The sequence below is a fragment of the Streptomyces sp. AF1A genome (assembly GCF_047340315.1).
Classification (GTDB): domain Bacteria; phylum Actinomycetota; class Actinomycetes; order Streptomycetales; family Streptomycetaceae; genus Streptomyces.
In genome coordinates, this window is the sequence record NZ_JBLEBI010000106.1 from 1 (window position 1) to 23,269 (window position 23,269).

The 23,269-nt window shown below is 72.8% G+C and carries 17 protein-coding genes and 1 pseudogene; 13 read left to right on the top strand and 5 right to left on the bottom strand.

Annotation, left to right across the window (positions count from 1 at the left end):
* Window positions 1–266: pseudogene (locus tag ACLU3S_RS24305) on the top strand (oxidoreductase); the annotation flags it as partial.
* Window positions 267–349: 83 nt separating this feature from the next.
* The gene (locus ACLU3S_RS24310; protein WP_413954066.1) at window positions 350–688 is read left to right on the top strand and encodes a plasmid stabilization protein; all 339 of its coding nucleotides are present in this window, start codon (window positions 350–352) and stop codon (window positions 686–688) included.
* Window positions 689–698: 10 nt separating this feature from the next.
* Here the strand turns inward: ACLU3S_RS24310 and ACLU3S_RS24315 are convergent, their stop codons facing one another.
* The gene (locus ACLU3S_RS24315; RefSeq protein ID WP_413954067.1) at window positions 699–995 is read right to left on the bottom strand and encodes a YciI family protein; all 297 of its coding nucleotides are present in this window, start codon (window positions 993–995) and stop codon (window positions 699–701) included.
* Between the two features lie 61 nt (window positions 996–1,056).
* Here ACLU3S_RS24315 and ACLU3S_RS24320 point away from each other — a divergent pair, with 61 nt between their 5' ends.
* The 4 genes from ACLU3S_RS24320 to ACLU3S_RS24335 all read left to right on the top strand — a co-directional run bounded on the left by ACLU3S_RS24320 (window position 1,057) and on the right by ACLU3S_RS24335 (window position 6,819).
* Complete coding sequence (locus ACLU3S_RS24320; RefSeq protein WP_413954068.1) at window positions 1,057–1,764, top strand: endonuclease V; 708 nt, start codon at window positions 1,057–1,059, stop codon at window positions 1,762–1,764.
* Between the two features lie 168 nt (window positions 1,765–1,932).
* Window positions 1,933–3,768, top strand: coding sequence for a hypothetical protein (locus ACLU3S_RS24325; protein WP_413954069.1), 1,836 nt, complete (start codon window positions 1,933–1,935; stop codon window positions 3,766–3,768).
* On the top strand, window positions 3,765–5,972 hold the full coding sequence (locus ACLU3S_RS24330) for a WD40 repeat domain-containing protein (RefSeq protein WP_413954070.1): 2,208 nt from the start codon (window positions 3,765–3,767) through the stop codon (window positions 5,970–5,972). The genes ACLU3S_RS24325 and ACLU3S_RS24330 overlap by 4 nt, the downstream gene beginning before the upstream one ends.
* Complete coding sequence (locus ACLU3S_RS24335) at window positions 5,959–6,819, top strand: hypothetical protein (RefSeq protein WP_413954071.1); 861 nt, start codon at window positions 5,959–5,961, stop codon at window positions 6,817–6,819. The genes ACLU3S_RS24330 and ACLU3S_RS24335 overlap by 14 nt, the downstream gene beginning before the upstream one ends.
* A gap of 70 nt (window positions 6,820–6,889) precedes the next feature.
* Here the strand turns inward: ACLU3S_RS24335 and ACLU3S_RS24340 are convergent, their stop codons facing one another.
* Window positions 6,890–8,068, bottom strand: a complete 1,179-nt coding sequence (locus ACLU3S_RS24340) for a saccharopine dehydrogenase family protein (protein ID WP_413954072.1) — start codon at window positions 8,066–8,068, stop codon at window positions 6,890–6,892.
* 209 nt (window positions 8,069–8,277) lie between these two features.
* Between ACLU3S_RS24340 and ACLU3S_RS24345 the strand changes: the two genes are divergently transcribed.
* The 3 genes from ACLU3S_RS24345 to ACLU3S_RS24355 all read left to right on the top strand — a co-directional run bounded on the left by ACLU3S_RS24345 (window position 8,278) and on the right by ACLU3S_RS24355 (window position 12,953).
* Window positions 8,278–9,429 (top strand): CaiB/BaiF CoA transferase family protein, encoded by a 1,152-nt coding sequence (locus tag ACLU3S_RS24345; RefSeq protein ID WP_413954073.1) that lies wholly within the window; start codon window positions 8,278–8,280, stop codon window positions 9,427–9,429.
* An 87-nt stretch (window positions 9,430–9,516) separates the two neighbouring features.
* Window positions 9,517–10,731: an acetyl-CoA C-acetyltransferase gene (locus ACLU3S_RS24350; protein ID WP_413954074.1), complete on the top strand. Its 1,215-nt coding sequence runs from the start codon at window positions 9,517–9,519 to the stop codon at window positions 10,729–10,731.
* Between the two features lie 41 nt (window positions 10,732–10,772).
* Window positions 10,773–12,953 carry a 3-hydroxyacyl-CoA dehydrogenase NAD-binding domain-containing protein gene (locus tag ACLU3S_RS24355; RefSeq protein ID WP_413954075.1) on the top strand — a complete coding sequence of 727 codons (2,181 nt, stop codon included), beginning with the start codon at window positions 10,773–10,775 and terminating at the stop codon, window positions 12,951–12,953.
* Here ACLU3S_RS24355 and ACLU3S_RS24360 read toward each other — a convergent pair.
* Window positions 12,942–13,658 (bottom strand): MerR family transcriptional regulator, encoded by a 717-nt coding sequence (locus ACLU3S_RS24360; RefSeq protein ID WP_413954076.1) that lies wholly within the window; start codon window positions 13,656–13,658, stop codon window positions 12,942–12,944. The two genes, ACLU3S_RS24355 and ACLU3S_RS24360, sit on opposite strands and share 12 nt — an antisense overlap.
* A 234-nt stretch (window positions 13,659–13,892) precedes the next feature.
* Between ACLU3S_RS24360 and ACLU3S_RS24365 the strand changes: the two genes are divergently transcribed.
* Together ACLU3S_RS24365 and ACLU3S_RS24370 are read left to right on the top strand one after the other, a co-directional pair.
* A complete protein-coding gene (locus ACLU3S_RS24365) occupies window positions 13,893–15,362 on the top strand; it encodes an amino acid permease (RefSeq protein WP_413954077.1) in 1,470 nt (489 codons plus the stop codon).
* A 129-nt stretch (window positions 15,363–15,491) separates the two neighbouring features.
* Window positions 15,492–16,406 (top strand): PfkB family carbohydrate kinase, encoded by a 915-nt coding sequence (locus ACLU3S_RS24370; protein ID WP_413954078.1) that lies wholly within the window; start codon window positions 15,492–15,494, stop codon window positions 16,404–16,406.
* Between the two features lie 9 nt (window positions 16,407–16,415).
* On the opposite strand, the gene ACLU3S_RS24375 is transcribed toward ACLU3S_RS24370, so the two are convergent.
* On the bottom strand, window positions 16,416–17,909 hold the full coding sequence (locus tag ACLU3S_RS24375; protein ID WP_413954079.1) for a M1 family metallopeptidase: 1,494 nt from the start codon (window positions 17,907–17,909) through the stop codon (window positions 16,416–16,418).
* A gap of 187 nt (window positions 17,910–18,096) precedes the next feature.
* Here ACLU3S_RS24375 and ACLU3S_RS24380 point away from each other — a divergent pair, with 187 nt between their 5' ends.
* Window positions 18,097–20,055, top strand: coding sequence for a Xaa-Pro dipeptidyl-peptidase (locus tag ACLU3S_RS24380; RefSeq protein WP_413954080.1), 1,959 nt, complete (start codon window positions 18,097–18,099; stop codon window positions 20,053–20,055).
* Between the two features lie 174 nt (window positions 20,056–20,229).
* Here the strand turns inward: ACLU3S_RS24380 and ACLU3S_RS24385 are convergent, their stop codons facing one another.
* Window positions 20,230–21,144 carry an FAD-dependent oxidoreductase gene (locus ACLU3S_RS24385; RefSeq protein ID WP_413954082.1) on the bottom strand — a complete coding sequence of 305 codons (915 nt, stop codon included), beginning with the start codon at window positions 21,142–21,144 and terminating at the stop codon, window positions 20,230–20,232.
* Window positions 21,145–21,413: 269 nt separating this feature from the next.
* Between ACLU3S_RS24385 and ACLU3S_RS24390 the strand changes: the two genes are divergently transcribed.
* A complete protein-coding gene (locus ACLU3S_RS24390) occupies window positions 21,414–23,054 on the top strand; it encodes an ABC-F family ATP-binding cassette domain-containing protein (protein ID WP_413954081.1) in 1,641 nt (546 codons plus the stop codon).
* Window positions 23,055–23,269 lie beyond the last annotated feature (215 nt).

A 23,269-nucleotide genomic window follows, 5' to 3' on the forward strand; every position in this document is an offset into this window, starting at 1 on the left:
CCGGCGACGGCGGCCGCACCTGGCGGCCCGCCGCGGCACCGCCGCCCGCCTACCGCTCCGGCGCCGCCTGGCTCCCGCACAGCCGCACCGCCGCGCTCGCCGTCGGCCCCACCGGGACCGACCTGACCACCGACGGCGGCCGCACCTGGCGGACGTTCGGCACCGGCTCCTACGACACCGTCGACTGCACGCCCGACCTCAGCTGCTGGGCGGCCGGCGAACAGGGCAGGGTGGCCCGGCTGGAGAGGTCCGGAGAGGTGAGGTAACCGGCCGCAACCCGGGTACTCGTTCCCCGCCGCACAGGCGCCCCGCCGCACAAGGCGCCCCACCGCAAAGGAGAGGAGCGATCATGCCAGCCGGTTCCAGCCCCAAGCGCGAACGTCAGTATGAGCACATCAAGAAGAGCGCGCAGGACCGGGGCGAGAGCGAGGGACGCGCGAAGGAAATCGCCTCGCGGACGGTGAACAAGGAACGAGCCCGCTCCGGCGAGTCGAAGACCGCCAGCCGCAGCTCGACGCAGGACATGTCGTCCGGCAAGCGTGGTGGCCAGCGGTCGGGCAACCGGGCCGGCCCCCACGGCCCGACCCGCGACCAGCTCTACAACGAGGCCAGGCAGCGCGGCATCGAGGGCCGTTCGCACATGAACAAGGACGAGCTGCAGCGCGCGCTGAACGCCAGGAAAGGATGAGCCGCGACGCTCAGCCGAGCGTCTGCCGGTGGCGCGCCAGCTCCGGAGCGGTCTTGGTGGCGACGAACTCCGTGATGCGGTACGCGCACACCCCGGCGACGGCGAACGGATCGCCCGCGACGATCTCCTCGATGCGGGCGCGATCCTCCGCGACGGCCAGGATCACCCCGCCGTCGCGGGGGTTCTTGCGTCCCGAGGCCAGGAAGGAGCCCTTCTCGTACTGCTCCTCCAGCCAGGCGACATGGTCCGGCAGCAGGGCGTCCACGGCGTCCAGCGGCGCGGTGTAGGTCAGCTCCAGTATGAACATGATCGCGAGCGTACCCCTGGGCACGGCCGGGCCTTTCCGGGTCCGTAGAGTCGTGGCCATCATGACGACCGTAGGGGTGCCCGCGGGCTGGCCCGCGACCGAGGAAGAGGCCCGTGCCGTCCAGGACGGGCTGCGCGGACGCGTGGTGCTCGACGAGCCCGGACCGCCGCCCGGCACGGGCCGCGTCACGGGCGTCGACGTCGCCTACGACGACGCCCTCGACCTGGTCGCCGCCGCGGCCGTCGTCCTCGACGCCGGCACCCTCGACGTGGTGGCCGAGGCCACCGCCGTCGGCCGGGTCTCCTTCCCTTACGTGCCAGGGCTCCTCGCCTTCCGGGAGATCCCCACCGTCCTCGCCGCCCTGGACGCCCTGCCCTGCCCGCCCGGCCTGGTCGTGTGCGACGGCTACGGCCTGGCCCACCCGCGCCGCTTCGGCCTCGCGAGCCACCTCGGCGTGCTCACGGACCTGCCCACCATCGGCGTAGCCAAGAACCCGTTCACGTTCACGTACGACGACCCCGCCCCGGCGCGCGGCAGTTCCGCGCCGCTGCTCGCCGGCACCGAGGAGGTCGGCCGCGCCCTGCGCACCCGGGACGGCGTCAAGCCGGTCTTCGTCTCCGTCGGCCACCGGGTCACCCTGGGCAACGCGCTCGCCCACACCCTGGCCCTGACCCCCGCCTACCGCCTGCCGGAGACCACCCGCAGGGCGGACGCCCTGTGCCGCCGGGCCCTGCGGGAGGCTGCGCCGGGTCACGCGCCGGCCCCCTGAGACGCCGGGCCGTCGCCCGGTCCTCCGGCGATGCCGGCTCGGCCGATTGCCCTTCGCGCTCCGTACTCGGTCCCTTACGCTGAGGCCGGGGAGCAAGGGGCGGGTTGCCACGGCAACTGCGCATGGGGACCGGGGGGTGCCACGGCGATGCTTGTCGAAATCCTCACCATGGTGGGTGGTGCGCTGGTCGGAGCACCTGTACAGGAGGCCTACACCTGGGCCAGACGCAAGGCGAGACGCTCCGACGAACTGGTCGAACGCGCCGTGCTCGAATCCTTTCTCGAGGCCGTCGGCTCGCTGGCCGAGCATGCGGCGAGGGCCTGCGCGACCCGGCAGGAACGGGCGGACGTGCGCGCTCGTTGCCGTACGCTGAGGGACGACGCGCTGTCGTTGCTGGGAGCCGTTCCCCTGCCGGGTGCTGCCGGGCCGTTGCCGGCCGCGGCCGGCAACGGCCTGCTTCCGTCGGCAGCACAGAGCGTGGAGGCATTCGGCCGGGCCGCCAACGAAGCGTTGATGGCCCGGCTGTGCGCGTCTCCCGAATGGCTCGGTGACGCTCCCGAGTGCCTGGTGTCCGCCACCCGCGACCGTCTGCTGGCCGGCACGCTGGCGGCGTTCCGGCGGAGGGCGACTGCCGACGAGGATCTGTTTCGCATGCTCATGCTCGACGCCGCCGCACTCATGGGGCACCAGGCGGCGCAGAGCAGCCGGAGCACGGACCGGCTCGACAGCTTCGGGCAGCGGCTCGACGGCGTCGTCCGCGACCTCGCCCGTCGTCACGAGGTGCTGCTTTCGGCATTCGACGAGACTCGCGGCGAACTGCGGGAGATCCGTCTGGCGGCGGTCGCCCTGCTGGCCCGTCAGCGCACCGACGACGTCGGGCAACTCCCCCTGCCGCGACGGTTCCGTTCGCTGATGGCGGAGAAGTGTCGAGATTTCGTCGGCCGCGGCTTCGTGTACCGGGAGTTGGAATCCTGGATGGCTGCCAATTCCTGCGGGTACTTCACCGTGCGCGCCGATCCGGGGATGGGCAAGAGCGCCGTGCTGGCAGACTATGTGCGCCGGACCGGCTGCATCGCCTACTTCAACCAGCGCTCGTGCGGCCTCACCCGGGCGTCGCAGTTCCTGGAGAGCGTCTGCCATCAGCTCGCGGAACGATCGGGCCTGCCGCGTCGAGCGGTGCCCGACGACCTCCAGGACGGCGGCGCCTTCGCGGAGCTGCTCGACGAATGGACCGCGCATGCCGAAGGGCCGCTGGTGGTGGCCGTGGACGCGTTGGACGAGGTCGACCTCTCAAGTCAGGACCGGACCGCGAACGTCCTCTATCTCCCTGCACAACTACCGGCCGGCGTCTATGTGCTGGTGACCAAGCGCGATGTGCCCCTCCCGCTCACGGTGGAGGTGCCGAGCAACACGCTCGACCTGATGGACCCGCGGTACCGGGCGGAGAACTTCGCGGACGCGCGCGCGTACCTGGATCGCAGTGCCGACGTCCCGGCCGTCGCCCGCTGGATCGAGGAGAGAGGCCTGACGCGTCCCGCCTATGTCGAGCACCTCGCCCGGCGCAGCCAGGCCAACTTCATGTACCTCAGGCACGTCGTCGCCGACATCGCCGCGCAGCGCTGGACGCACGCCGACCTGGACGCCCTGCCCAGCGGCCTGCAGGACTACTACGCGAATCACTGGCGCATCATGGGCATGGACGGCGTGTCCACTCCCAGGGAGAAGCTCAAGGTTCTGTACGTCCTCCTGGAGTACCAGGAACCCGTCTCCGTCCGACTGCTGACCGAGATCACCGGCGAGCGAGCGACAACGGTGACGTGGGTGCTGAAGGAGTGGAACCAGTTCCTGCGCCGTGAGAAAGTCGGCGGCGAGACCCGCTTCAGCTTCTACCACGAAAGCTTCGCCGACTTCCTGCGGCGCGAGGACATCCTCGCGGCCTCACGGATCGACCTCGCCGAGATCAATGAGATGATCTCCCTCCGGCTTCTGCAGGACTTCGAGTGACGGCGCGCGGTGAGACCGGCACCGAGGTGGACGAGGGCCGGCTGCGGCACCTCCCCCGGACCGCGGCCCGCGCCGGCCGCGCTGATCTCCTCGCCCGGGTACTTCTCACCTTCACATTTCTGCAGCGCAAGATCGACTTTCTCGGCATACGAGAACTGCTGGCCGACTTCTCCCTCATCGACGACGTAGGTGAGTCGGCGCACGCCATGACAGAGCAGCAGAGAGTGGCACTCATCCGGGTCCGGGAGGCCTTGTGGAGGGCGGAACCGATCCTGGCCCTGGACGGTGGACAGACGGCCGCGCAGCTCCTGGGGCGCCTGTCCGACGAGACGACGCCTGTGCTGCGGCCCCTGCTGGACGACGCTCGAAGGTGGCGCGATCGGCTCTGGCTCCGCCCCATGCGCCCCTCTCTCGCCGACGGCGGATGGAGCGACCGGGTCCTGCGAGAGGGCATGGGTCGTCCGGCGGCCGTGGCCGTTGTCGGCGCGCACCAGTGCCTCTCCGCGAACGAGGAGGGAACGGTGGAGTGGTGGGACCTGCGCACGGGCGAGGTGTTGCGCCGCTGGGCAGCACCCGGCGGCCTGTACTGCATGGCCGCTGACCGGTTCGGTGAGGTGGCGGTGTGCGGCGCCGAAGACGGAACGCTGACCGTCTGGGAGCCGCGCGGCGGACGCCGTCTCAACACCTTCGCCATCCATCGATGGGAGGTCCGCGACGTCGTTCTGCTCCCGGATCGGCGAGCCCTCTCCGCCTCCGCCGACGGCACCTTGGCCGTGTGGGACGTCGACACCGGGACCGTGCACGCACGGCTGCACGGCCACACCGGCTGGGTCCAGGCCGTCGCCGCTTCCGGAGACGGTCGCCTCGCCGTCTCGGGCTCGGCCGACGGCAGCGTCCGCGTCTGGGACGTCGACCGGGCACGGCCGTTGCACTGCCTTCGCCGGCACGGCACCTGGGTGAACGCGGTGGCGGTCTCCCAGGACGGCCGGTGGGCGGCGAGCGGCGCCGAGGACGGCGAGGTTCGGCTGTGGGACCTCGACAGCCTCACTCTCGCAGCCGCCTGGAAGGACCACGTCTCATGGGTGAACGCGGTCGTCTTCACCCCGGACGGCCGACAGGTGGTCTCCGCGTCGGACGACCGCACGATCCGCGTCCGGAACGTGTACGCCCCCCGGCGACACCGCATACTCGGCGGTCACCTCGCAGGAGTCCGCGCTCTGGCGGCGACAGCCGACGGAAGAGTGTTGTCGGCTGCGGAGGACGGCAGTGTGCGCATCCGGAGTGTGACCCCGCCCGCGCTCGCGGGCGCGAGAGCCGGAGAGGCGGGCCACCACGACTGGGTGGGCGAGATCGCAGTCGTCCCCGGCCGGCGCCGTGCCGTCTCCGCGGGCCACGACGGAAGGCTCCTGATCTGGGACCTCGATGCGGCAGTGCCGACGGCCGAGCTCGGCCGGCACGACGCCAAGGCTCTGGGGGTGGCCGTCTGCCCGCGAGGCCGACAGGCTGCCTCGGCGGGCAGCGACAACGCCGTCGTGATCTGGGACATCGATGAGCGCCGCCGGGTCATGGTCTTGCGGGGGCACTCCAACGTCGTCAACTCTGTGGCGTTCGTCTCCGACGGCACCCAGGTGGTCTCGGGGTCGGATGATCGAACCGTGCGAATCTGGAGCCTCGCCACTGGGCGGGAGTCGATGTGCCTGCGGGGGCACGACTCCGGTGTGCGCGGGGTGGCGGCCAGCCCCGACGGCCGGTGGATCGTGACCGCCTCCGTCGACCGGACCCTCGGCATCTGGAGCCTCGCCGACGGCACGCTCGTCCATCGGGTCGACGCCCAGGGAGCGTGGGTCAATCGTGTGGCCGTCAGCCCCGACGGCACCACGGCCCTGTCGTCGTCCGACTCCGACGACGCCCCGCTGATGCTCACAACCCTCGCCACGGGTGCTCCGCAGGCCCGCTGGCGCGGTCACCGCGCATGGGCGTACGGCGTGTGCTTCACCGGTGACGGCGGCCGTGCGCTCTCCGCGTCCGGGGACGGCACCGTGCGTCTCTGGGAAGTGGCCTCGCGGCGGTTGCTGGCCGAATTCGCGGCGAACGAGCCGGTGGCCGCCTGCGCGATCACCCCGGACGGCGGTACCGCACTGGCGGGCACGGCGCTCGGCCGGGTGCATGTACTGCGGGTGGAGGAGCCCGATGTCTCCCGCTGACCTGCCACACCGGCATGGCGATCCCGCCGCCCCGGCCATGCGGCTCCTCTACTGCGCCGTTTCGACCCACCTGGCACTGGGCGGTCGGCCCGGCTTCCCCCAGGATGCCTGGTGGTGCAGCACCGACCCGGCGGTTCACCTCGACCACGTGGTGACGCGAGACAGTGAGGCGCTGATCCGGGACCTGTCTGTCAAATGCCACACCGCGCGCACCTCCGCGAGCCCGGCACGGGCCACGGAGGCGGACGCGGCCGGGCACACGCCGTGGCCCGGACCCGTGCTCTGGTGGGCCGCGCGCCTGGATCGGCAGAGGGGCGCGGCCGGCCCCGCACCGGAACTTGCGGACGTACCGACCGTGTGCCGCGCCCTGGTCGACTGGCTGCACAGGAACCGGCCAGGTCTGGGTATCAGTGCCTTACGTCTCTGGTTCGCCGAGGAATCCGTGCATTTGGCCGTACTGGGCGGCTACACCAACCCGGCACGCAACGACGTCGATCCGCTTTCCCATCTGGCATGGGCCCTCCGGCAACGGCCGACCACCGTGATCCGGGACCTGCTCGACAAGAGCCGGGAACAGTTTCACCTGCGCAAGAGCAGGGGCGGCCGTGCGGCGCAGACCGCGTTGTGCACCGGTCTCCTCGCACGCGCCGTGTCCTGGAGTGGCCTCCCCGCTTCACTGCCTCCCGGCGCCCCTCGCACCGCGGTGCCGGCCCACTGGGCGGCCTGGTGCCGCGAGGTGGAGAGCCGAGGCGGTGACGAAGGGCTCTGGCCGGCGGCGAGCGAAGCGCTCCGCAGATCCGCCGTCGCCCTTGTCCAGCGGGAGCGCGACCTCGTCGTACGGCCCTGAGGCGGAGGGCATGCCGGAACCTGGGGGAGACCGGCGCGGACTGCGACGGACAGCGGGCTCCCGTCCCGCGCTACCGCCGCGCCGCCACCCGGAAGGTGATCCCCGCGTTCCGCAGCCGCTGTGTCAGCGCGTCGCCCATCGCCTGGGCCGTGGTGACCTGTCCGGCCGTGGGCGGGAGGTCGTCCAGGGCGAGGCAGAAGGCCGCTTCGGCGAACATCTTGGCCGTCTCGCCGTAGCCGGGGTCGCCCCCGGTGACCTCGGTGAAGACGCGCCGGCCGCCGCCCTCGCCGACGAAGCGCACCGCGAACCAGCTCCTCGCCCGCCGCTCCGCGCTCGGACCCTCGCCCGGCTGGAGCAGGCCCGACAACCAGCGCCGGGCGGGCGGCAGTTGAGCGGCCGCCGCGACCGCGCCGACCGCGGCGACCCCGCCCAGGGCGACCGGCAGGTGCCGGACCGCGGCGAAGTGCCGGTAGCGGAAGTCTGGGCCGTAGCGTTCCAGCACCCTCGCCGAGCGGCGCACGATGTGGGGGTCGACCGTCGGCAGCGGCAGCGCCCACGCGCCGACCTCGGCGGCGTACCGCGGCGCGCCCGTCGGCGCCGTCACCCGGCGCGCCGGCAGCCGCGGCTCGTGCCGGGCGCGCTCGCGCGCGGCGGCCCGCATCCGGCGTGCGCGGGCCACCTGGTTCAGCGCCGAGGCCAGGGTCCCGCCGGAGAAGGCCGCGTGGGCCGTCACGTACCCGTCGACCCTCAGCGGCACGCCCTCGGGCAGGTGCCCGACCGTGAAGTACACGCCGAGATCGTGGGGCACGGAGTCGAAGCCGCACGCGTGCACCAGGCGCGCGCCGGTCTCCCGCGCGCGTGCGTCGTGCCGGACGTACGTCAGATCGACGAACTCCGGCTCGCCGGTCAGGTCCAGGTAGTCGGTCCCGGCGTCCGCGCAGGCGGCGACCAGGTGCTCGCCGTGGAGCACATAGGGGCCGACGGTCGTGGCCACCACGCGCGCGTGCTCGGCGAGGGCGCGCAGGGTCGCCGGCTCGCGCACGTCGGCGCGCAGCACGCCGACGTGAGCGCCGCCCGGCAGCCGCTCGCGCAGCCGCTCCAGCCGGCCTTCGTCGCGGCCCGCGACCGCCCAGCGCAGGTCCCGGGGCGCGTGCGCGGCGAGGTACTCCGCGGTGAGCGTGCCGACGAAACCGGTGGCCCCGAAGAGCACCAGGTCATAGGGACGGTCCGTCCTGTTCAGCCTGCTCATGACACCCCTTGGTCGTGCAACCCGCGCCGCTGTCGGTCGCTGAGGCTAGCGTGAGGTGTGCCACGTCCGACGACCAGCCCCAGGGTCGGCGCGGGGCGGCCCCGGGGCACTTGGCTAAGCGCTTGCTCGTTCAGGTCTTGTGTCCGGTGGAACGCGTTCTTAGCATCACCGGTGTTACATCAGTTGTGTCACACACTTGGGGGACCGGCATGAGCACGGCGGCACCAGCAGGGTACGGCCCGCTCTCCGGCGTGCGCGTGGTGGAGCTGGCCGGCATCGGCCCCGGCCCCTTCGCCGCCATGCTCCTGGCGGACCTCGGCGCCGACGTGGTCCGGGTGGACCGCCCGGGCGGCCCGGGGCTCGCCATCGACCCCGCCCACGACGTCACCAACCGCAACAAGCGCTCGGTCGTCGTCGACCTGAAGGCGCCGGACGGCCCCGCGCGCGTCCTGGACCTCGCCGCACGGGCCGACATCCTCCTCGAGGGCTACCGCCCGGGGGTCGCCGAACGCCTCGGGGTCGGCCCCGCCGACTGCCGGGCCCGTAACCCCCGCCTGGTCTACGGCCGGATGACCGGCTGGGGCCAGGACGGCCCTCTCGCCCACCGCGCGGGCCACGACGTGGCCTACATCGCCCTCACCGGCACCCTCGGCATGATCGGCCGCCCCGGCGAGCCCCCTGCCGTCCCCGCCAACCTCCTCGGCGACTACGCGGGCGGCTCGCTGTACCTGGTCGTCGGCGTCCTCGCCGCCCTGCACCACGCGCGCGCCACCGGCACCGGACAGGTCGTCGACGCCGCCATCGTGGACGGCACGGCCCACCTGTCCGCGATGATCCACGGCATGCTGGCCGCGGGCGGCTGGCAGGACCGGCGCGGCGCCAACCTCCTCGACGGCGGCTGCCCCTACTACGGCACCTACGAGACCGCCGACGGCGGGTACATGGCGGTCGGCGCCCTGGAGGAGCAGTTCTACGAGGAGTTCCTGCGCCTGCTCGACCTGGAGGACCTGGCGCCGGCCCGCCGGGACGTGACCCGCTGGGAGGAGCTGCGCGAGCGGATCGCCGCCCGCTTCAAGTCACGCACCCGCGCGGAGTGGACGGCCGTGTTCGAGGGCACCGACGCCTGCGTGGCCCCCGTCCTGTCCCTGCGCGAGGCCCCGCACCACCCGCACCTGACCGCCCGCGGCACCTTCACCGACCACGGCGGCATCACCCAGCCGGCCCCGGCGCCCCGCTTCTCCGCCACTCCCACCGCCCTCCGCACCGGCCCCGCGCGCCCGGGCGCGGACACCGCTTCGGTGGCCTCGGACTGGGGGATACCCGCACTCGTGAACGACGACCCGGTCGCCGACGGCGACTGACCCGCACCACCCATTCGACGACCACCCGACGACCGCCCGCCCTCGGCGGCCGACCCCGCTCGGCCCACCCTCCCGAAAGGCACATCAGTGAGCACCGAAGCGTACGTGTACGACGCGATCCGCACCCCGCGCGGCCGCGGCAAGGCGAACGGCGCCCTGCACGGCACCAAGCCCATCGACCTGGTCGTCGGCCTCATCCACGAGATCCGCGACCGCTTCCCCGGCCTCGACCCGGCCGCCGTCGACGACATCGTGCTCGGCGTCGTCGGCCCGGTCGGCGACCAGGGCTCCGACATCGCCCGGATCGCCGCGATCGCAGCCGGACTGCCCGACACGGTCGCCGGCCTCCAGGAGAACCGCTTCTGCGCCTCCGGCCTCGAGGCCGTCAACCTGGCGGCCGCCAAGGTGCGCTCCGGCTGGGAGGACCTGGTCCTCGCGGGCGGTGTCGAGTCCATGTCCCGGGTCCCGATGGCCTCCGACGGCGGCGCCTGGTTCAACGACCCGATGACGAACCTCGCCGTCAACTTCGTGCCCCAGGGCATCGGCGCCGACCTCATCGCCACCATCGAGGGCTTCTCCCGCCGGGACGTCGACGAGTACGCGGCCCTGTCCCAGGAGCGTGCCGCCACCGCCTGGAAGGAGGGCCGCTTCGCCCGCTCGGTCGTCCCCGTCAAGGACCGCAGCGGCCTGGTCGTCCTCGACCACGACGAGCACCTGCGCCCCGGCACCACGGCCGACTCCCTCGGCAAGCTGAAGCCGTCCTTCGCGGACATCGGCGACCTCGGCGGCTTCGACGCCGTCGCCCTGCAGAAGTACCACTGGGTGGAGAAGATCGACCACGTCCACCACGCGGGCAACTCCTCCGGCATCGTCGACGGCGCCTCGCTCGTGGCGATCGGCTCCAAGGAGGTGGGCGAGCGCTACGGCCTCACCCCCCGCGCGCGCATCGTCTCCGCCGCGGTCTCCGGCTCCGAGCCCACCATCATGCTCACCGGTCCCGCCCCCGCCACCCGCAAGGCCCTCGCCAAGGCCGGCCTCACCATCGACGACATCGACCTGGTCGAGATCAACGAGGCGTTCGCCGCGGTCGTCCTGCGCTTCGTGAAGGACATGGGCCTGTCGCTGGACAAGGTCAACGTCAACGGCGGCGCCATCGCCCTCGGCCACCCGCTCGGCGCGACCGGCGCGATGATCCTCGGCACCCTCGTCGACGAGCTGGAGCGCCAGGACAAGCGCTACGGCCTGGCCACCCTGTGCGTGGGCGGCGGCATGGGCATCGCCACCGTCGTCGAGCGCGTCTGAACTCCCCGCGGAACCACGAGACCTCAACGGAGACCACACCCATGACCGAGAGCACCACCATCCGCTGGGAGCAGGACGACACCGGAGTCGTCACCCTCGTCCTGGACGACCCGAACCAGTCCGCGAACACCATGAACCAGGCGTTCCGCGACTCCCTCGCCGCGATCACCGACCGGCTGGAGGCCGAGAAGGACTCCGTCCGCGGCATCATCTTCACCTCGGCCAAGAAGACCTTCTTCGCGGGCGGCGACCTGCGCGACCTGATCCGGGTCACGCCCGAGACCGCCCAGGAGCTGTTCGACGGCGGCCTCGCCGTCAAGCGGAACCTGCGCCGCATCGAGACCCTCGGCAAGCCGGTCGTCGCGGCGATCAACGGCGCGGCGCTCGGCGGCGGCTTCGAGCTCGCCCTCGCCTGCCACCATCGCGTGGCCCTGGACACCTCCCGCACGAAGATCGGCTGCCCCGAGGTCACCCTCGGCCTGCTCCCCGGCGGCGGCGGAGTCGTCCGCACCGTACGGCTGCTGGGCATCGCGGACGCGCTTGTGAAGGTGCTCCTCCAGGGGCAGCAGTACAACGCACGGCGCGCCCAGGAGAACGGCCTGGTGCACGAGGTCGCCGCCACGCCCGAGGAACTGCTGGCCAAGGCCCGTGCGTTCATCGACGCCAACCCGGAGTCGCAGCAGCCCTGGGACCGGCCCGGATACAAGATCCCCGGCGGCACCCCGGCCAACCCGAAGTTCGCCGCCAACCTGCCCGCGTTCCCGGCCACCCTGCGCAAGCAGACGGGCGGCGCACCCTACCCGGCGCCGCGCAACATCCTCGCCGCGGCCGTCGAGGGGTCCCAGGTCGACTTCGAGACCGCCCAGGTCATCGAGGCCCGCTACTTCGTGGAGCTGGCCGCCGGGCAGACCTCGAAGAACATGATCCAGGCGTTCTTCTTCGACCTGCAGGCGGTGAACTCCGGCGCGAACCGGCCGAAGGGCATCGAGCCCCGCCAGGTCCGCAGGGTCGCCGTCCTCGGCGCCGGCATGATGGGCGCCGGCATCGCGTACGCGTGCGCCCGCGCGGGCATCGACGTCGTTCTGAAGGACGTCTCCCTGGAGGCCGCGGCCAAGGGCAAGGGCTACTCCGAGAAGCTGTGCGCCAAGGCCGTCGCCAAGGGCCGCACCAGCCAGGAGAAGGCGGACGCGCTGCTCGCCCGCATCACGCCCACCGCCGAGGCCGCCGACCTCGCCGGCTGCGACGCCGTCATCGAGGCCGTCTTCGAGGACACCGCGCTCAAGCACAAGGTCTTCCAGGAGATCGAGTCCGTCGTCGCGCCCGACGCGCTGCTGTGCTCCAACACCTCCACCCTGCCGATCACCACCCTCGCCGAGGGCGTGGAGCGCCAGGCCGACTTCATCGGCCTGCACTTCTTCTCGCCGGTCGACAAGATGCCGCTGGTCGAGATCATCAAGGGCGAGCGGACCGGCGACGAGGCCCTCGCCCGCGCCTTCGACCTGGTCCGGCAGATCAACAAGACGCCGATCGTCGTCAACGACTCGCGCGGCTTCTTCACCTCCCGGGTGATCGGCCACTTCATCAACGAGGGCGTCGCCATGGTCGGCGAGGGCATCGAACCCGCCTCCGTGGAGCAGGCGGCCGCGCAGGCCGGCTACCCGGCCAAGGTGCTCTCCCTCATGGACGAGCTGACCCTCACCCTGCCGCGCAAGATCCGGGGCGAGAGCAGGCGGGCCGTCGAGGAGGCGGGCGGCACCTGGACCCCGCACCCGGCGGAGGCCGTCATCGACCGCATGGTCGACGAGTTCGGGCGCCCCGGCCGCAGCGGCGGCGCCGGCTTCTACGACTACGGCGAGGACGGCAGGCGCGCCGGGCTGTGGCCGGGCCTGCGCGAGCACTTCACGAAGCCGGGACACCGAATCCCGTTCCGGGACATGCAGGAGCGGATGCTCTTCTCCGAGGCGCTCGACACCGTCCGGCTCCTCGAGGAGGGCGTCCTGACCTCCGTCGCCGACGCCAACATCGGCTCCATCCTCGGCATCGGCTTCCCCGGCTGGACCGGCGGCGTGCTGCAGTACATCAACGGCTACGAGGGCGGACTGCCCGGGTTCGTGGCCCGCGCGCGCGAGCTGGCCGAGCGCTACGGCGAGCGGTTCACCCCGCCCGGGCTGCTCGTGGCGAAGGCCGAGAAGGGGGAGCGCTTCGCCGACTCAGCCCGATGACCCGCTGAGCCACTCGCTCAGCTCCTCCCGCAGCGAGCGCTGGAACATCGTCAGCAGTGCCTGCACCACCAGCGGGTGCATGTGCGCCGACAGGGACCTCACGTCCCGGGTGTCCCGCTCCGCCACCTCGCCGCGGAAGAGCTGGGCGAGCTCGTGGGCCGCGGCGCGCGAGTGCTCCATGAGCACCTTGCGCGCCGCGAGGATCGCGTCCTGCGACAGCGGTACGTCGAGGAGCCGTACGCCGAGCCGCAGCAGCCCGCAGTCGACGCGGAACGTGTCCCCGTCCCCGGGCGCGACGGCGTTCAGCGCCGCCAGCCGCTCAAGGTCCTGGGGACCCAGCGGCCGGCCGGCCCGTCGCTCGAGTTCCGGGCGCGAGACCGTCTCCACCGAGTCGGGCGCCCACGACGCGACCACCGCTCGGTGGATGGCCAGGTCGTGCGGGCTGAGGTCCGCGGGCAGCTGCCCGAGGTACCGCTCGATCGCCGCCAGGGTCATCCCCTGCCGCTGCAGCTCCTCGATGAGGGCCAGCCGCGCCACGTGCCCGGGCCCGTACCGGCCCACCCGGCGCGGACCGATCACCGGCGGCGGCAGCAGCCCCTTGCTGCTGTAGAAGCGGACGGTGCGGACCGTGACGCCCGCGCGGGCGGCCAGCTCGTCGACGGTGAGCGCCGGCTCCGCGGCATCGGTCGTCGCATCGGTGGTCATGCGTAGCAGTATCGCTGTCTCACCCATGGTGTGAAACCTCTTCCGCACCATGTGTGTACCGTGCATGGATTCTGTGAGAAGTCACGCTGTGTGACATGGGCCATCGCATGCGCGTCGCATCGACTGGGAAGCTGCTGCCTTGGTCTGTGCCGCGACACATCAGGGTGGTACGGGCCGAGACCTGCACGAACCCCGGGCCCACGAGGCCCGGGCGCACCGGAAGTGGATCCACCCGTGAGCACCAAGGACACCGTGGAAGCGGCGCAGGCCACCACCCGTCCCGAGGCGGCCGTCACGCCCGCGGACGCGGGCGACGCCGGCTACAGCAAGGACCTCAAGGCCCGGCACGTCAACATGATCGCCATCGGCGGCGCCATCGGCACCGGCCTCTTCCTGGGCGCCGGAGGCCGCCTGCACAACGCGGGCCCGGCGCTCGCCCTGGCCTACCTGGTCTGCGGCGTCTTCGCCTTCTTCGTCGTCCGGGCCCTCGGCGAGCTGGTTCTGTACCGCCCGTCCTCCGGCTCCTTCGTGAGCTACGCGCGCGAGTTCCTCGGCGAGAAGGGCGCCTACGTCGCCGGCTGGATGTACTTCCTGAACTGGTCGACGACCGGCATCGCCGACATCACCGCGATCGCGCTCTACACGCACTACTGGAGCCTGTTCACCCCGATCCCGCAGTGGGTGCTGGCGCTGGTCGCCCTCGCCGTGGTGCTCGCCGTGAACCTGATCTCGGTGAAGATCTTCGGCGAGATGGAGTTCTGGTTCTCCATCGTCAAGGTCGCCACCCTGGTGAGCTTCATGGTCGTCGGCATCGTCCTGCTGGCCACCCGCCACCACGTCGACGGCCACCGGCCCGGACTGAGCATGATCAGCGACCACGGCGGCGTCTTCCCGCACGGCCTGATGCCGGTCGTCCTGGTCATGCAGGGCGTGATCTTCGCGTACGCCGCGCTGGAGCTGGTCGGCGTCGCCGCCGGCGAGACCGCCGAGCCGCACAAGGTCGTCCCGCGCGCGGTGAACTCGATCATGTGGCGCGTCGGCCTGTTCTACGTCGGCTCCGTCGTGCTCCTCGCCCTGCTGCTGCCCGGCTCGCTCTACTCCGCCGACGAGAGCCCGTTCGTGACGGTCCTGTCCCGGATCGGCGTCCCGGCGGCCGGCGACGTGATGAACCTCGTCGTGCTCACCGCCGCCATGTCCTCGCTGAACTCGGGCCTGTACTCCACCGGCCGCATCCTGCGCTCCATGGCCGTGGCGGGCTCCGCGCCGAAGTTCACCCGCGTCATGAGCCGCACCCAGGTGCCCTACGGCGGCATCCTGCTGACCTGCGGGATCTGCGTGCTCGGCGTCGGCCTGAACTACCTGGTGCCCAGCCAGGCCTTCGAGATCGTGCTGAACGTCGCCTCGCTCGGTATCGTCAGCACCTGGGTGATCATCATGGTCTGCCACATGATCTTCGTCCGCCGGGCCCGGGCGGGCCTGGTGACCCGCCCGCACTTCCAGCTGAAGTTCTCGCCGCTCACGGAGATCGCCACGATCGCCTTCCTGCTGGTCTGCCTCGGCATGATGTGGAACGACGCGGAGGTCGGCCGCAAGACCCTGCTGCTCATCCCGGTGATCGCCGTCATGCTCGTCGCCGGCTGGTTCGGGGTGCGCCGCCGGGTGTCCGAGAACGCCGGCAGGCAGCTGCCGCAGCCGGCGAAGTAGCCGCTCGGGGCCACAGCCCCCGGCCCCGCCCCGCACAGGCCCCGAGGAACCTCGGAGCCTGTGCGCATACAATCCCGCCCAGCCGGCGGAGCGACACGCAACGGTGCACGGCCACGGGGAGGGCGGCGGATGAGTTCACACACCGGCGGGACGGACGTCCTGGTCCTGGGCGGAGCCGGAGTGGACACGATCATCCACGTCCCCGAGCTCCCCCTGCCCTACGCCGACAGCTACATGATCGACTCCGGCATCCGCACCCGGGCCGGGCAGACCGGCGACTTCGTCGCGCTGGGCCTTGCCGCACTCGGCCTGCGCACCCACCATCTCGACCTGCTCGGCGACGACCCCGAGGGCGACCTGGTGCGCGCCCTGCACCGCGAGCACGGCATCGCGCTCACCGCGCTCCCGCAGCCGGCCGGGACCAGGCGCGCCGTCAACCTGGTCGGCCCCGACGGCCGCCGCCTGTCCCTGTACGACACCAGCCGCGCCCGCCCCGGCGACCGCTTCCCGCCCGAGCTGCTGCGCACGCTGGCCGGGGCGAGCCGGCACGTCCACGTGACCATCACCCAGCCCTGCGCCGAAGCCCTGCCGGTGCTGGCCGCGACGGGCATCCCCCTGTCCACGGACCTGCACGACTGGGACGGCGAGAACCCGTACCACGAGCCCTTCGCCCACGCGGCGGACGTCGTCTTCCTGTCGGCCGCCGCGCTGAAAGACCCCGAGCGGACCATGCGGCGCATCGCCGAGCGAGGGCGGGCCGAGGCCGTCGTCGCCACCGCCGGGGCCGACGGCGCGTATCTGCTGGCCGGTGGCGAGCTGACCCGGGTGCCCGCGGCGGTGCCGCCCGCGCCGGTGGTGGACTCCAACGGCGCGGGCGACGCCTTCGCCGCCGCGTTCCTCTACGGCCGCCTCAACGGCGAGCCGCCCGTGACCTGCGCCCGCTACGGCGCGGTCGCGGGAGCGTACGCCTGCACCGTCCCGGCCTCCCGCGCGGAGGCGGTGGGCCGGGACGCACTGCTGAAGCAGCCCGCGACGCAACGCTGACCGGCCGGGTCAGTGCCCGTGGCCGCCGTGCGCCGCCTCGATCTTCTGCCAGGACCTCGGCCGGGCCACCGCGGCGCCCGCCCTTGCCGGGGACGCGGCGCGCGCGGCGGACGCGGCCGGCTTGGACGGTTGGAACAGCCAGGTGTCGAACAGGCCGGCGAGCGGCTTGCCGGACACGTGCTCGGCGTACCTCTCGAAGTCGGCCACCGAGGCGTTGCCGTAGGCGTGCGCCTTCGGCCAGCCCTTCAGGATGCGGAAGAAGGCCTTGTCGCCGACCGTGTTGCGCAGCGCCTGGAGGGCGGCGGCGCCACGGTCGTAGACGGCGTCGTCGAACTGGTTGTCCGCACCCGGGTCCCCGGGCTTCACCTTCCAGAACGGGTCGTCGGCCGGGTGGGAGGCGTACACGTAGTCGGCGAGCTCCTGCGCGGTGCCCTCACCCTCGTGCTCCGACCACAGCCACTGCGCATAGGTGGCGAAGCCCTCGTTGAGCCAGATGTCCTTCCAGTCCTTGACCGACACGTCGTCGCCGTACCACTGGTGGGCCAGCTCGTGCACCACCACGGAAGCGTTGGCGCCCTTCGCGAACTGCTTCGGGCTGTAGTAGACCCGGGTCTGCGTCTCCAGCGCGTAGCCGGTGGTCGTGTTCGGGACGTAGCCGCCGGCGCTGGCGAACGGATACGGCCCGAAATAGCCGCTCAGCCAGTCGACGATCTCCCCGGTGCGCTCCACACTCGCCCGTGCGGCGCCGTCGTTGTCGCCGAGGTCCCTGCTGTAGGCGTTGACGACCGGCACGCCGCCCTCGGACGTGCCCGTCGTGATGTCGAACCTGCCGACGGCGAGCGTGGCCAGGTAGGTCGCCTGCGGCTTGGTCTGCCGCCAGCTGTATCGGGTCCAGCCCAGCCTGGAATCGGTCGACTGCAGCGTGCCGTTGGAGAGGGCCTGCGTGCCGTCCGGCACGGCCACCGACACATCGTAGGTGGCCTTGTCGCTCGGGTGGTCGTTGCTCGGGAACCACCACCAGGCGGCCTCCGGCTCGTCGGCGGCGACCGCGCCGTCCGGCGTGCGGTGCCAGGTGGTGAAGCCGTAGGCGCTCTTCGCCGACGGCACCCCGCTGTAGCGGACGACGACGGTGATCGGCGTCCCCTTGGCCAGCGGGGTCTTCGGCGTGACCACCAGTTCATGCTGCTGGGAATGGGTGAAGCCGGCCTTGGCGCCGTTGACCCGCACCTCGCTCACGTTCAGCAGGAAGTCCAGGTCGAAGCGGGACAGGTCCTGCGTGGTCCGCGCCAGGATCGTCGCCGTGCCCTGCAACTCGTCCGTCCTCGGCTGGTAGCGCAGCCTCAGGTCGTAGTGCGAGACGTCATAGCCGCCGTTGCCGTAGTACGGGTAGTAGGGGTCGCCGATGCCCGGCGCGCCGGGGGAGTAGCTCGCGGCCGATGCCGGGATCGCCAGCAGGAGGGAGGCCGCCGCCAGTGCGCCCGGAGCGATGATTCTGCGGTGCACGTCAGCTCCAAGTCGTCGGGAATGCACGTCAGTTCGGGGAACTCTGTCCGGAGCCTATTCATCCCCTGTGCCCCCTGGCCTGTCCATGGCCCCTGCCGTCACACGATCGCCATTCGGCCGACATGGACCACCCGAGTGCCGCAAAGCAGCCTTCTGCACGGGAGTTGACGGGATGTAGCGTCCGCGCATGCCCATTCGCCCGCCGAGAGGCCGTCGCGCCACGATCCGGAGCGCCCTCGTGGCAGCGGCCGCCGCCGTCCTGACGGCCGCTCTCCTCACCCCGGCCGCCGCCCAGGCCGCGCCCCGGGAGAGCACTCCCGTCTACTCCTACGCCCACGCCGTCCGCGAGTCCGTCTGGGTGGACACGGGCCTCGACGGGGACGGCGACGGGAAGCGCGGCCGCGTCGCCGCGGACATCGTGCGCCCCGCCGAACCGGCCCGGCAGGGCCGCAAGGTGCCGGTCGTCATGGACGCCAGCCCCTACTACTCCTGCTGCGGGCGCGGCAACGAGAGCCAGGTCAAGACCTACGACGCGAGCGGCCATGTCGTCCGGATGCCGCTGTTCTACGACAACTACTTCGTGCCCCGCGGCTACGCCTTCGTCGGCGTCGACCTCGCCGGGACCAACCGCTCCGACGGCTGCGTCGACGTCGGCGGCCGCTCCGACATCCGGTCCGCCAAGGCCGTCGTCGACTGGCTGAACGGCCGCGCCAAGGCCTACACCACCCGGACCGGCGGCAAGGCCGTCCGGGCCACCTGGACCAACGGCCGCACCGGCATGATCGGCAAGAGCTGGGACGGCACCATCGCCAACGGCGTCGCCGCCACGGGCGTCAAGGGCCTGAGGACCATCGTGCCGATCAGCGCCATCTCGTCCTGGTACGACTACTACTTCGCCGAGGGCGCTCCGCTCTACGACGGCGGCCCCGACGACCTGGCCGGATACGTCGAGAGCCAGGAAACCCAGGCCCACTGCGCGGCCGTGCGCAAGAGGCTCGCCGACGGCAGCCCGCGCAGCGGCGACTGGACCCCGCTGTGGACCGAGCGGGACTACGTGAAGGACGCCCGCAAGGTGCGCGCCAGCGTGTTCGTGGCGCAGGGCATGCAGGACCTCAACGTCCGCACCAAGCACTTCGGCCAGTGGTGGGACGCCCTCGCGCAGCACGGCGTGAAGCGGAAGCTCTGGCTGTCCCAGACCGGCCACGTCGACCCCTTCGACTACCGGCGCGGCGCCTGGGTCGACACCCTGCACCGCTGGTTCGACCACGAACTCCTCGGCTACGACAACGGCATCGACCGCGAGCCGATGGCCGACGTCGAACGCCACCCGGACCAGTGGGTCACCTCGGCGTCCTGGCCCCCGCACGGCACCCGCGCCACCACCGTGCGCCCGGCCCCCGGCGACCGGCCCGGCGTCGGCACGCTCGGCCTGCGCCCGGCCGGCGGCACCGAGACGTTCACCGACGACCCGAGGCTGAGCGAGACCGACTGGGCGGCGCACCTCACCACTCCCAGCGCGGAGAAGGCCGGTTTCCTCACCGCACCGCTCAGCCACGACCTGCGCCTGTCCGGCTCCGCCACCGTCACGGTCACCGCGACCCCGACCACGACGTCGGCCCACCTGTCCGCCGTCCTCGTGGACCTCGGCCCGGACACCATCCGCGACTACGCGGACGCCGCCGAGGGCATCACCACCCTCACCCGGCGCAGCTGCTGGGGGGAGAGCACCGCCGGGGACAGCGCCTGCTTCAAGGAGACCCGGGCGAAGACGGCCAAGGTCGACTACACGGTGTTCAGCCGCGGCTGGGCCGACCTCGGCCACTACGCCTCCCCCGCCCGGGGCGTCCCGCTCACCCCGGGCAGGGCCTACCCGATCACCCTGCACCTCGCGGCCACCGACCACGTGGTCCCGAGGGGACACCGCCTCGCCCTGATCGTCGCCGGCACCGACCGGGACCTCATCGACCCGCCGTCCACCAGGCCGACGCTCACGGTCGACCTGTCCGGCACGGCGGCCCGGCTGCCGCTGGTCGGCGGCGCGCCCGCGTTCACCCGCGCAACCGCCGGTACGACGGCCGGGGCGACCGCCCCCGCGCCGCTGACCGGGGTGCGCGCGCCGCACCGAGCGCGGCACATCCCGTCGTAGCGCGCCGCTTCGCGGATGGGCGCGGGGCCTGTTGGGCGGGCGTGGGGCCGTCGGGTGGGTGTGCGGCTCGCGTCGGGTGGGCGTGCGGCCCGTCGGATGGGGGTTGGGCCCGTCGGACGGGCGCGCGATCTGTCGGATGGGTGTGCGGCTCGCGTCGGATGGGCGTGCGGCCCGTCAGGCGGCCGGAAATGCGAGCCCGGCCGCCTGGCGGGCGCAGCCCCAGGCCACCGTGACCCCGGCCCCGCCATGGCCGTAGTTGTGCACCAGGGCACGGCCGTCGGGCAGCGGCCGGCGTTCCAGTCGTACCGCGTCCCGGGCCGGGCGCAGGCCCACCCGGTGGTCCAGGACCCGGGCCGCCGCGATCTCCGGCCGCACGGCCGCGCAGCGGCCGACGATCGCGGCCGCGGTGGCCGGATCCGGCTCCAGGGACCAGTCGTCCTCCTCCGCGGTGCCGCCCAGGATCAGCCCGTACGGCTGCGGGATGACGTAGGTGGAGGCCGCGGCGGAGTGGTCGACACAGGTGAGCCAGGTGGTGATCCCGGGGTTCTCCACCACGACCAGCTGCCCGCGCACCGGCCGGACCGCCGGATCCGGGACCAGCGAACGGGCACCCAGACCCGCGCAGTTGACCACGACGGCGGCGGGCACGGCGGCCAGGTCCGTCACCTCGCGGACCTCCACCTCGCCCCCCGCCTTCACGAGCCGGTCCCGCAGCCACGCCAGGTGCGCCGGCATGTCGATCACCGGCAGCCGTGCCGCCAGCCCGTCCGCCACGGCCCGCAGTGCGGGCACCCGGGCCGCCCACGCGCCCAGCTCGTCCAGCCGGGCTCCCCGGTGCACGCCGTCGACCAGGCGTACGCCCGTCTCCTGCGGCCGCTGCGCCAACTCCTCGTACACGGCGAGGGATTCCAGCGCCCACGCGCCGACCAGGGGCTCCGGCTCGATGCGGTAGGGCCACCACAGACCCCCGGCGACCGCCGAGGTGGTGCGCTCGGCGGGCTCCCGCGCCCACACCCGTACCCGCCGGCCCGCCTCGGCCAGCACCACGGCCGTCGTCAGCCCGATGATGCCGCCCCCGACCACGATCACTTCGTCACTCGGCTCGCTGCTCACGCCAGGACGATAGGCCCTGTCCGGCCGGCTCCGTCATGCCGCGCCCGCATCCGTGGGCCGCTCGGCCGCATCCGTGGGCCGCTCGGCGCCTGGGCCGCCGTCCTCGCCCACCGGGTCGCCCCGGACCCGAAGGCGGCCAAGGCCACAGTCGTCGCGCGCGCCTTCGCGGGCGTCCGCGCGGCCACGGTGACCCGGGGAGACCGGGCTGAGCGCCGGGCGCGCGGCGCATTAGGATCTGCCTTCTGATGACTGCCACTCTCGTCGCCAAGAACCTCGCCGCCGGGCACGGCGACCGCTCCCTGTTCTCCGGGCTCGACCTGGTGGTGGCGCCCGGAGACGTGATCGGGCTGGTCGGCGCCAACGGCGCGGGCAAGTCCACCCTGCTGCGGATGCTCGCCGGGCTCACCCCGCCCGAGCAGGGCGAACTGCGGCTGTCCCCACCCGCCGCGACCGTCGGCCATCTGCCGCAGGAGCCGGAGCGCAGGCCGGGGGAGACCGTGCGGGAGTTCCTGGCCCGTCGCACCGGCGTCGGCGCGGCGCAGCAGGTCATGGACGAGGCCACCCAGGCGCTGGTCGACGGCGCGCCCGGCGCCGACGACGCCTACGCGGCCGCGCTGGAGCGCTGGCTCGGGCTCGGCGGCGCCGACCTGGAGGAGCGCGCGGAGGAGGTCGCGGACTCCCTCGGCCTCGCCGTGGACCTGGACACGCCGATGACCGCCCTCTCCGGCGGCCAGGCGGCCCGCGCCGGCCTCGCCTCCCTCCTGCTCTCCCGCTACGACGTCTTCCTCCTGGACGAGCCCACCAACGACCTCGACCTGGACGGCCTGGAGCGTCTGGAACGCTTCGTCACCGGGCTGCGCGCGGGCACGGTCGTCGTCAGCCACGACCGCGAGTTCCTCACCCGCACGGTCACCAAGGTCCTCGAACTCGACCTCGCCCAGCGCCGGATCAACCTCTACGGCGGCGGTTACGCGGCCTACCTCGAGGAGCGCGAGGTGGCCCGCCGGCACGCGCGCGAGGAGTACGAGGAGTACGCCGACAAGAAGTCCGCCCTGCAGGACCGCGCGCAGATGCAGCGCACCTGGATGGACAAGGGCGTGAAGAACGCCCGCCGCAAGGCGGGCAACGACAACGACAAGATCGGCCGCAAGTTCCGCAGCGAGGCCAGCGAGAAGCAGGCGGCCAAGGCCCGGCAGACCCAGCGCATGATCGAGCGCCTGGACGTGATCGAGGAGCCGCGCAAGGAGTGGGAGCTGCGCATGGCGATCGCCGCCGCCCCGCGCTCCGGCGCGGTCGTGGCGACCCTGCGGGACGCCGAGGTCCGGCGCGGCGCCTTCGCCTTCGGCCCGGTGTCCCTGCAGATCGACTGGGCGGACCGGGTCGCGGTCACCGGGGCCAACGGCGCCGGCAAGTCGACCCTGCTCGCCGCGCTGCTGGGCCGCATCCCGCTCGACTCGGGGCACGCCGCGCTCGGCTCGGGCGTCCTGGTCGGCGAGGTCGACCAGGCCCGCAAGCTGTTCCACGGCCCGGAGTCCCTGCTGGACGCGTTCGGCGCGGCGGTGCCCGACACCGAGCCGGCCGAGGTCCGCACCCTGCTCGCCAAGTTCGGCCTGAAGGCGGACCACGTCCTGCGGCCGGCCGCCACCCTCTCCCCGGGGGAGCGCACCCGCGCCGCCCTGGCCCTGCTCCAGGGCCGCGGCGTCAACCTCCTGGTCCTCGACGAGCCCACCAACCACCTGGACCTGCCCGCCATCGAACAGCTGGAGCAGGCCCTCGACTCGTACGAGGGCACCCTCCTCCTGGTCACCCACGACCGCCGCATGCTCGACGCGGTCCACGTGAACCGCCGCCTGGAGGTCGCGGCGGGGAAGGTGACGGAGCGCTAACCAGGATCTTTCGTCCCGATCGTGCCGGATCGGGGTGCGGGCCGGGGCCCGCGAGCCCGGCATGATCGAAACGAGAGGCCTCGGCCCCAGTGGACCGGCGGGCGGGGACGGAGCCGCGTGGCTCCGCCCCCGCCCGGCCGGGTCAGCGCTTGCCCGGGTCCAGCAGGCCCGCGCGGCGCAGTGCGTCGGCCATCGCGCTGTTGGCGGGGGCCGGC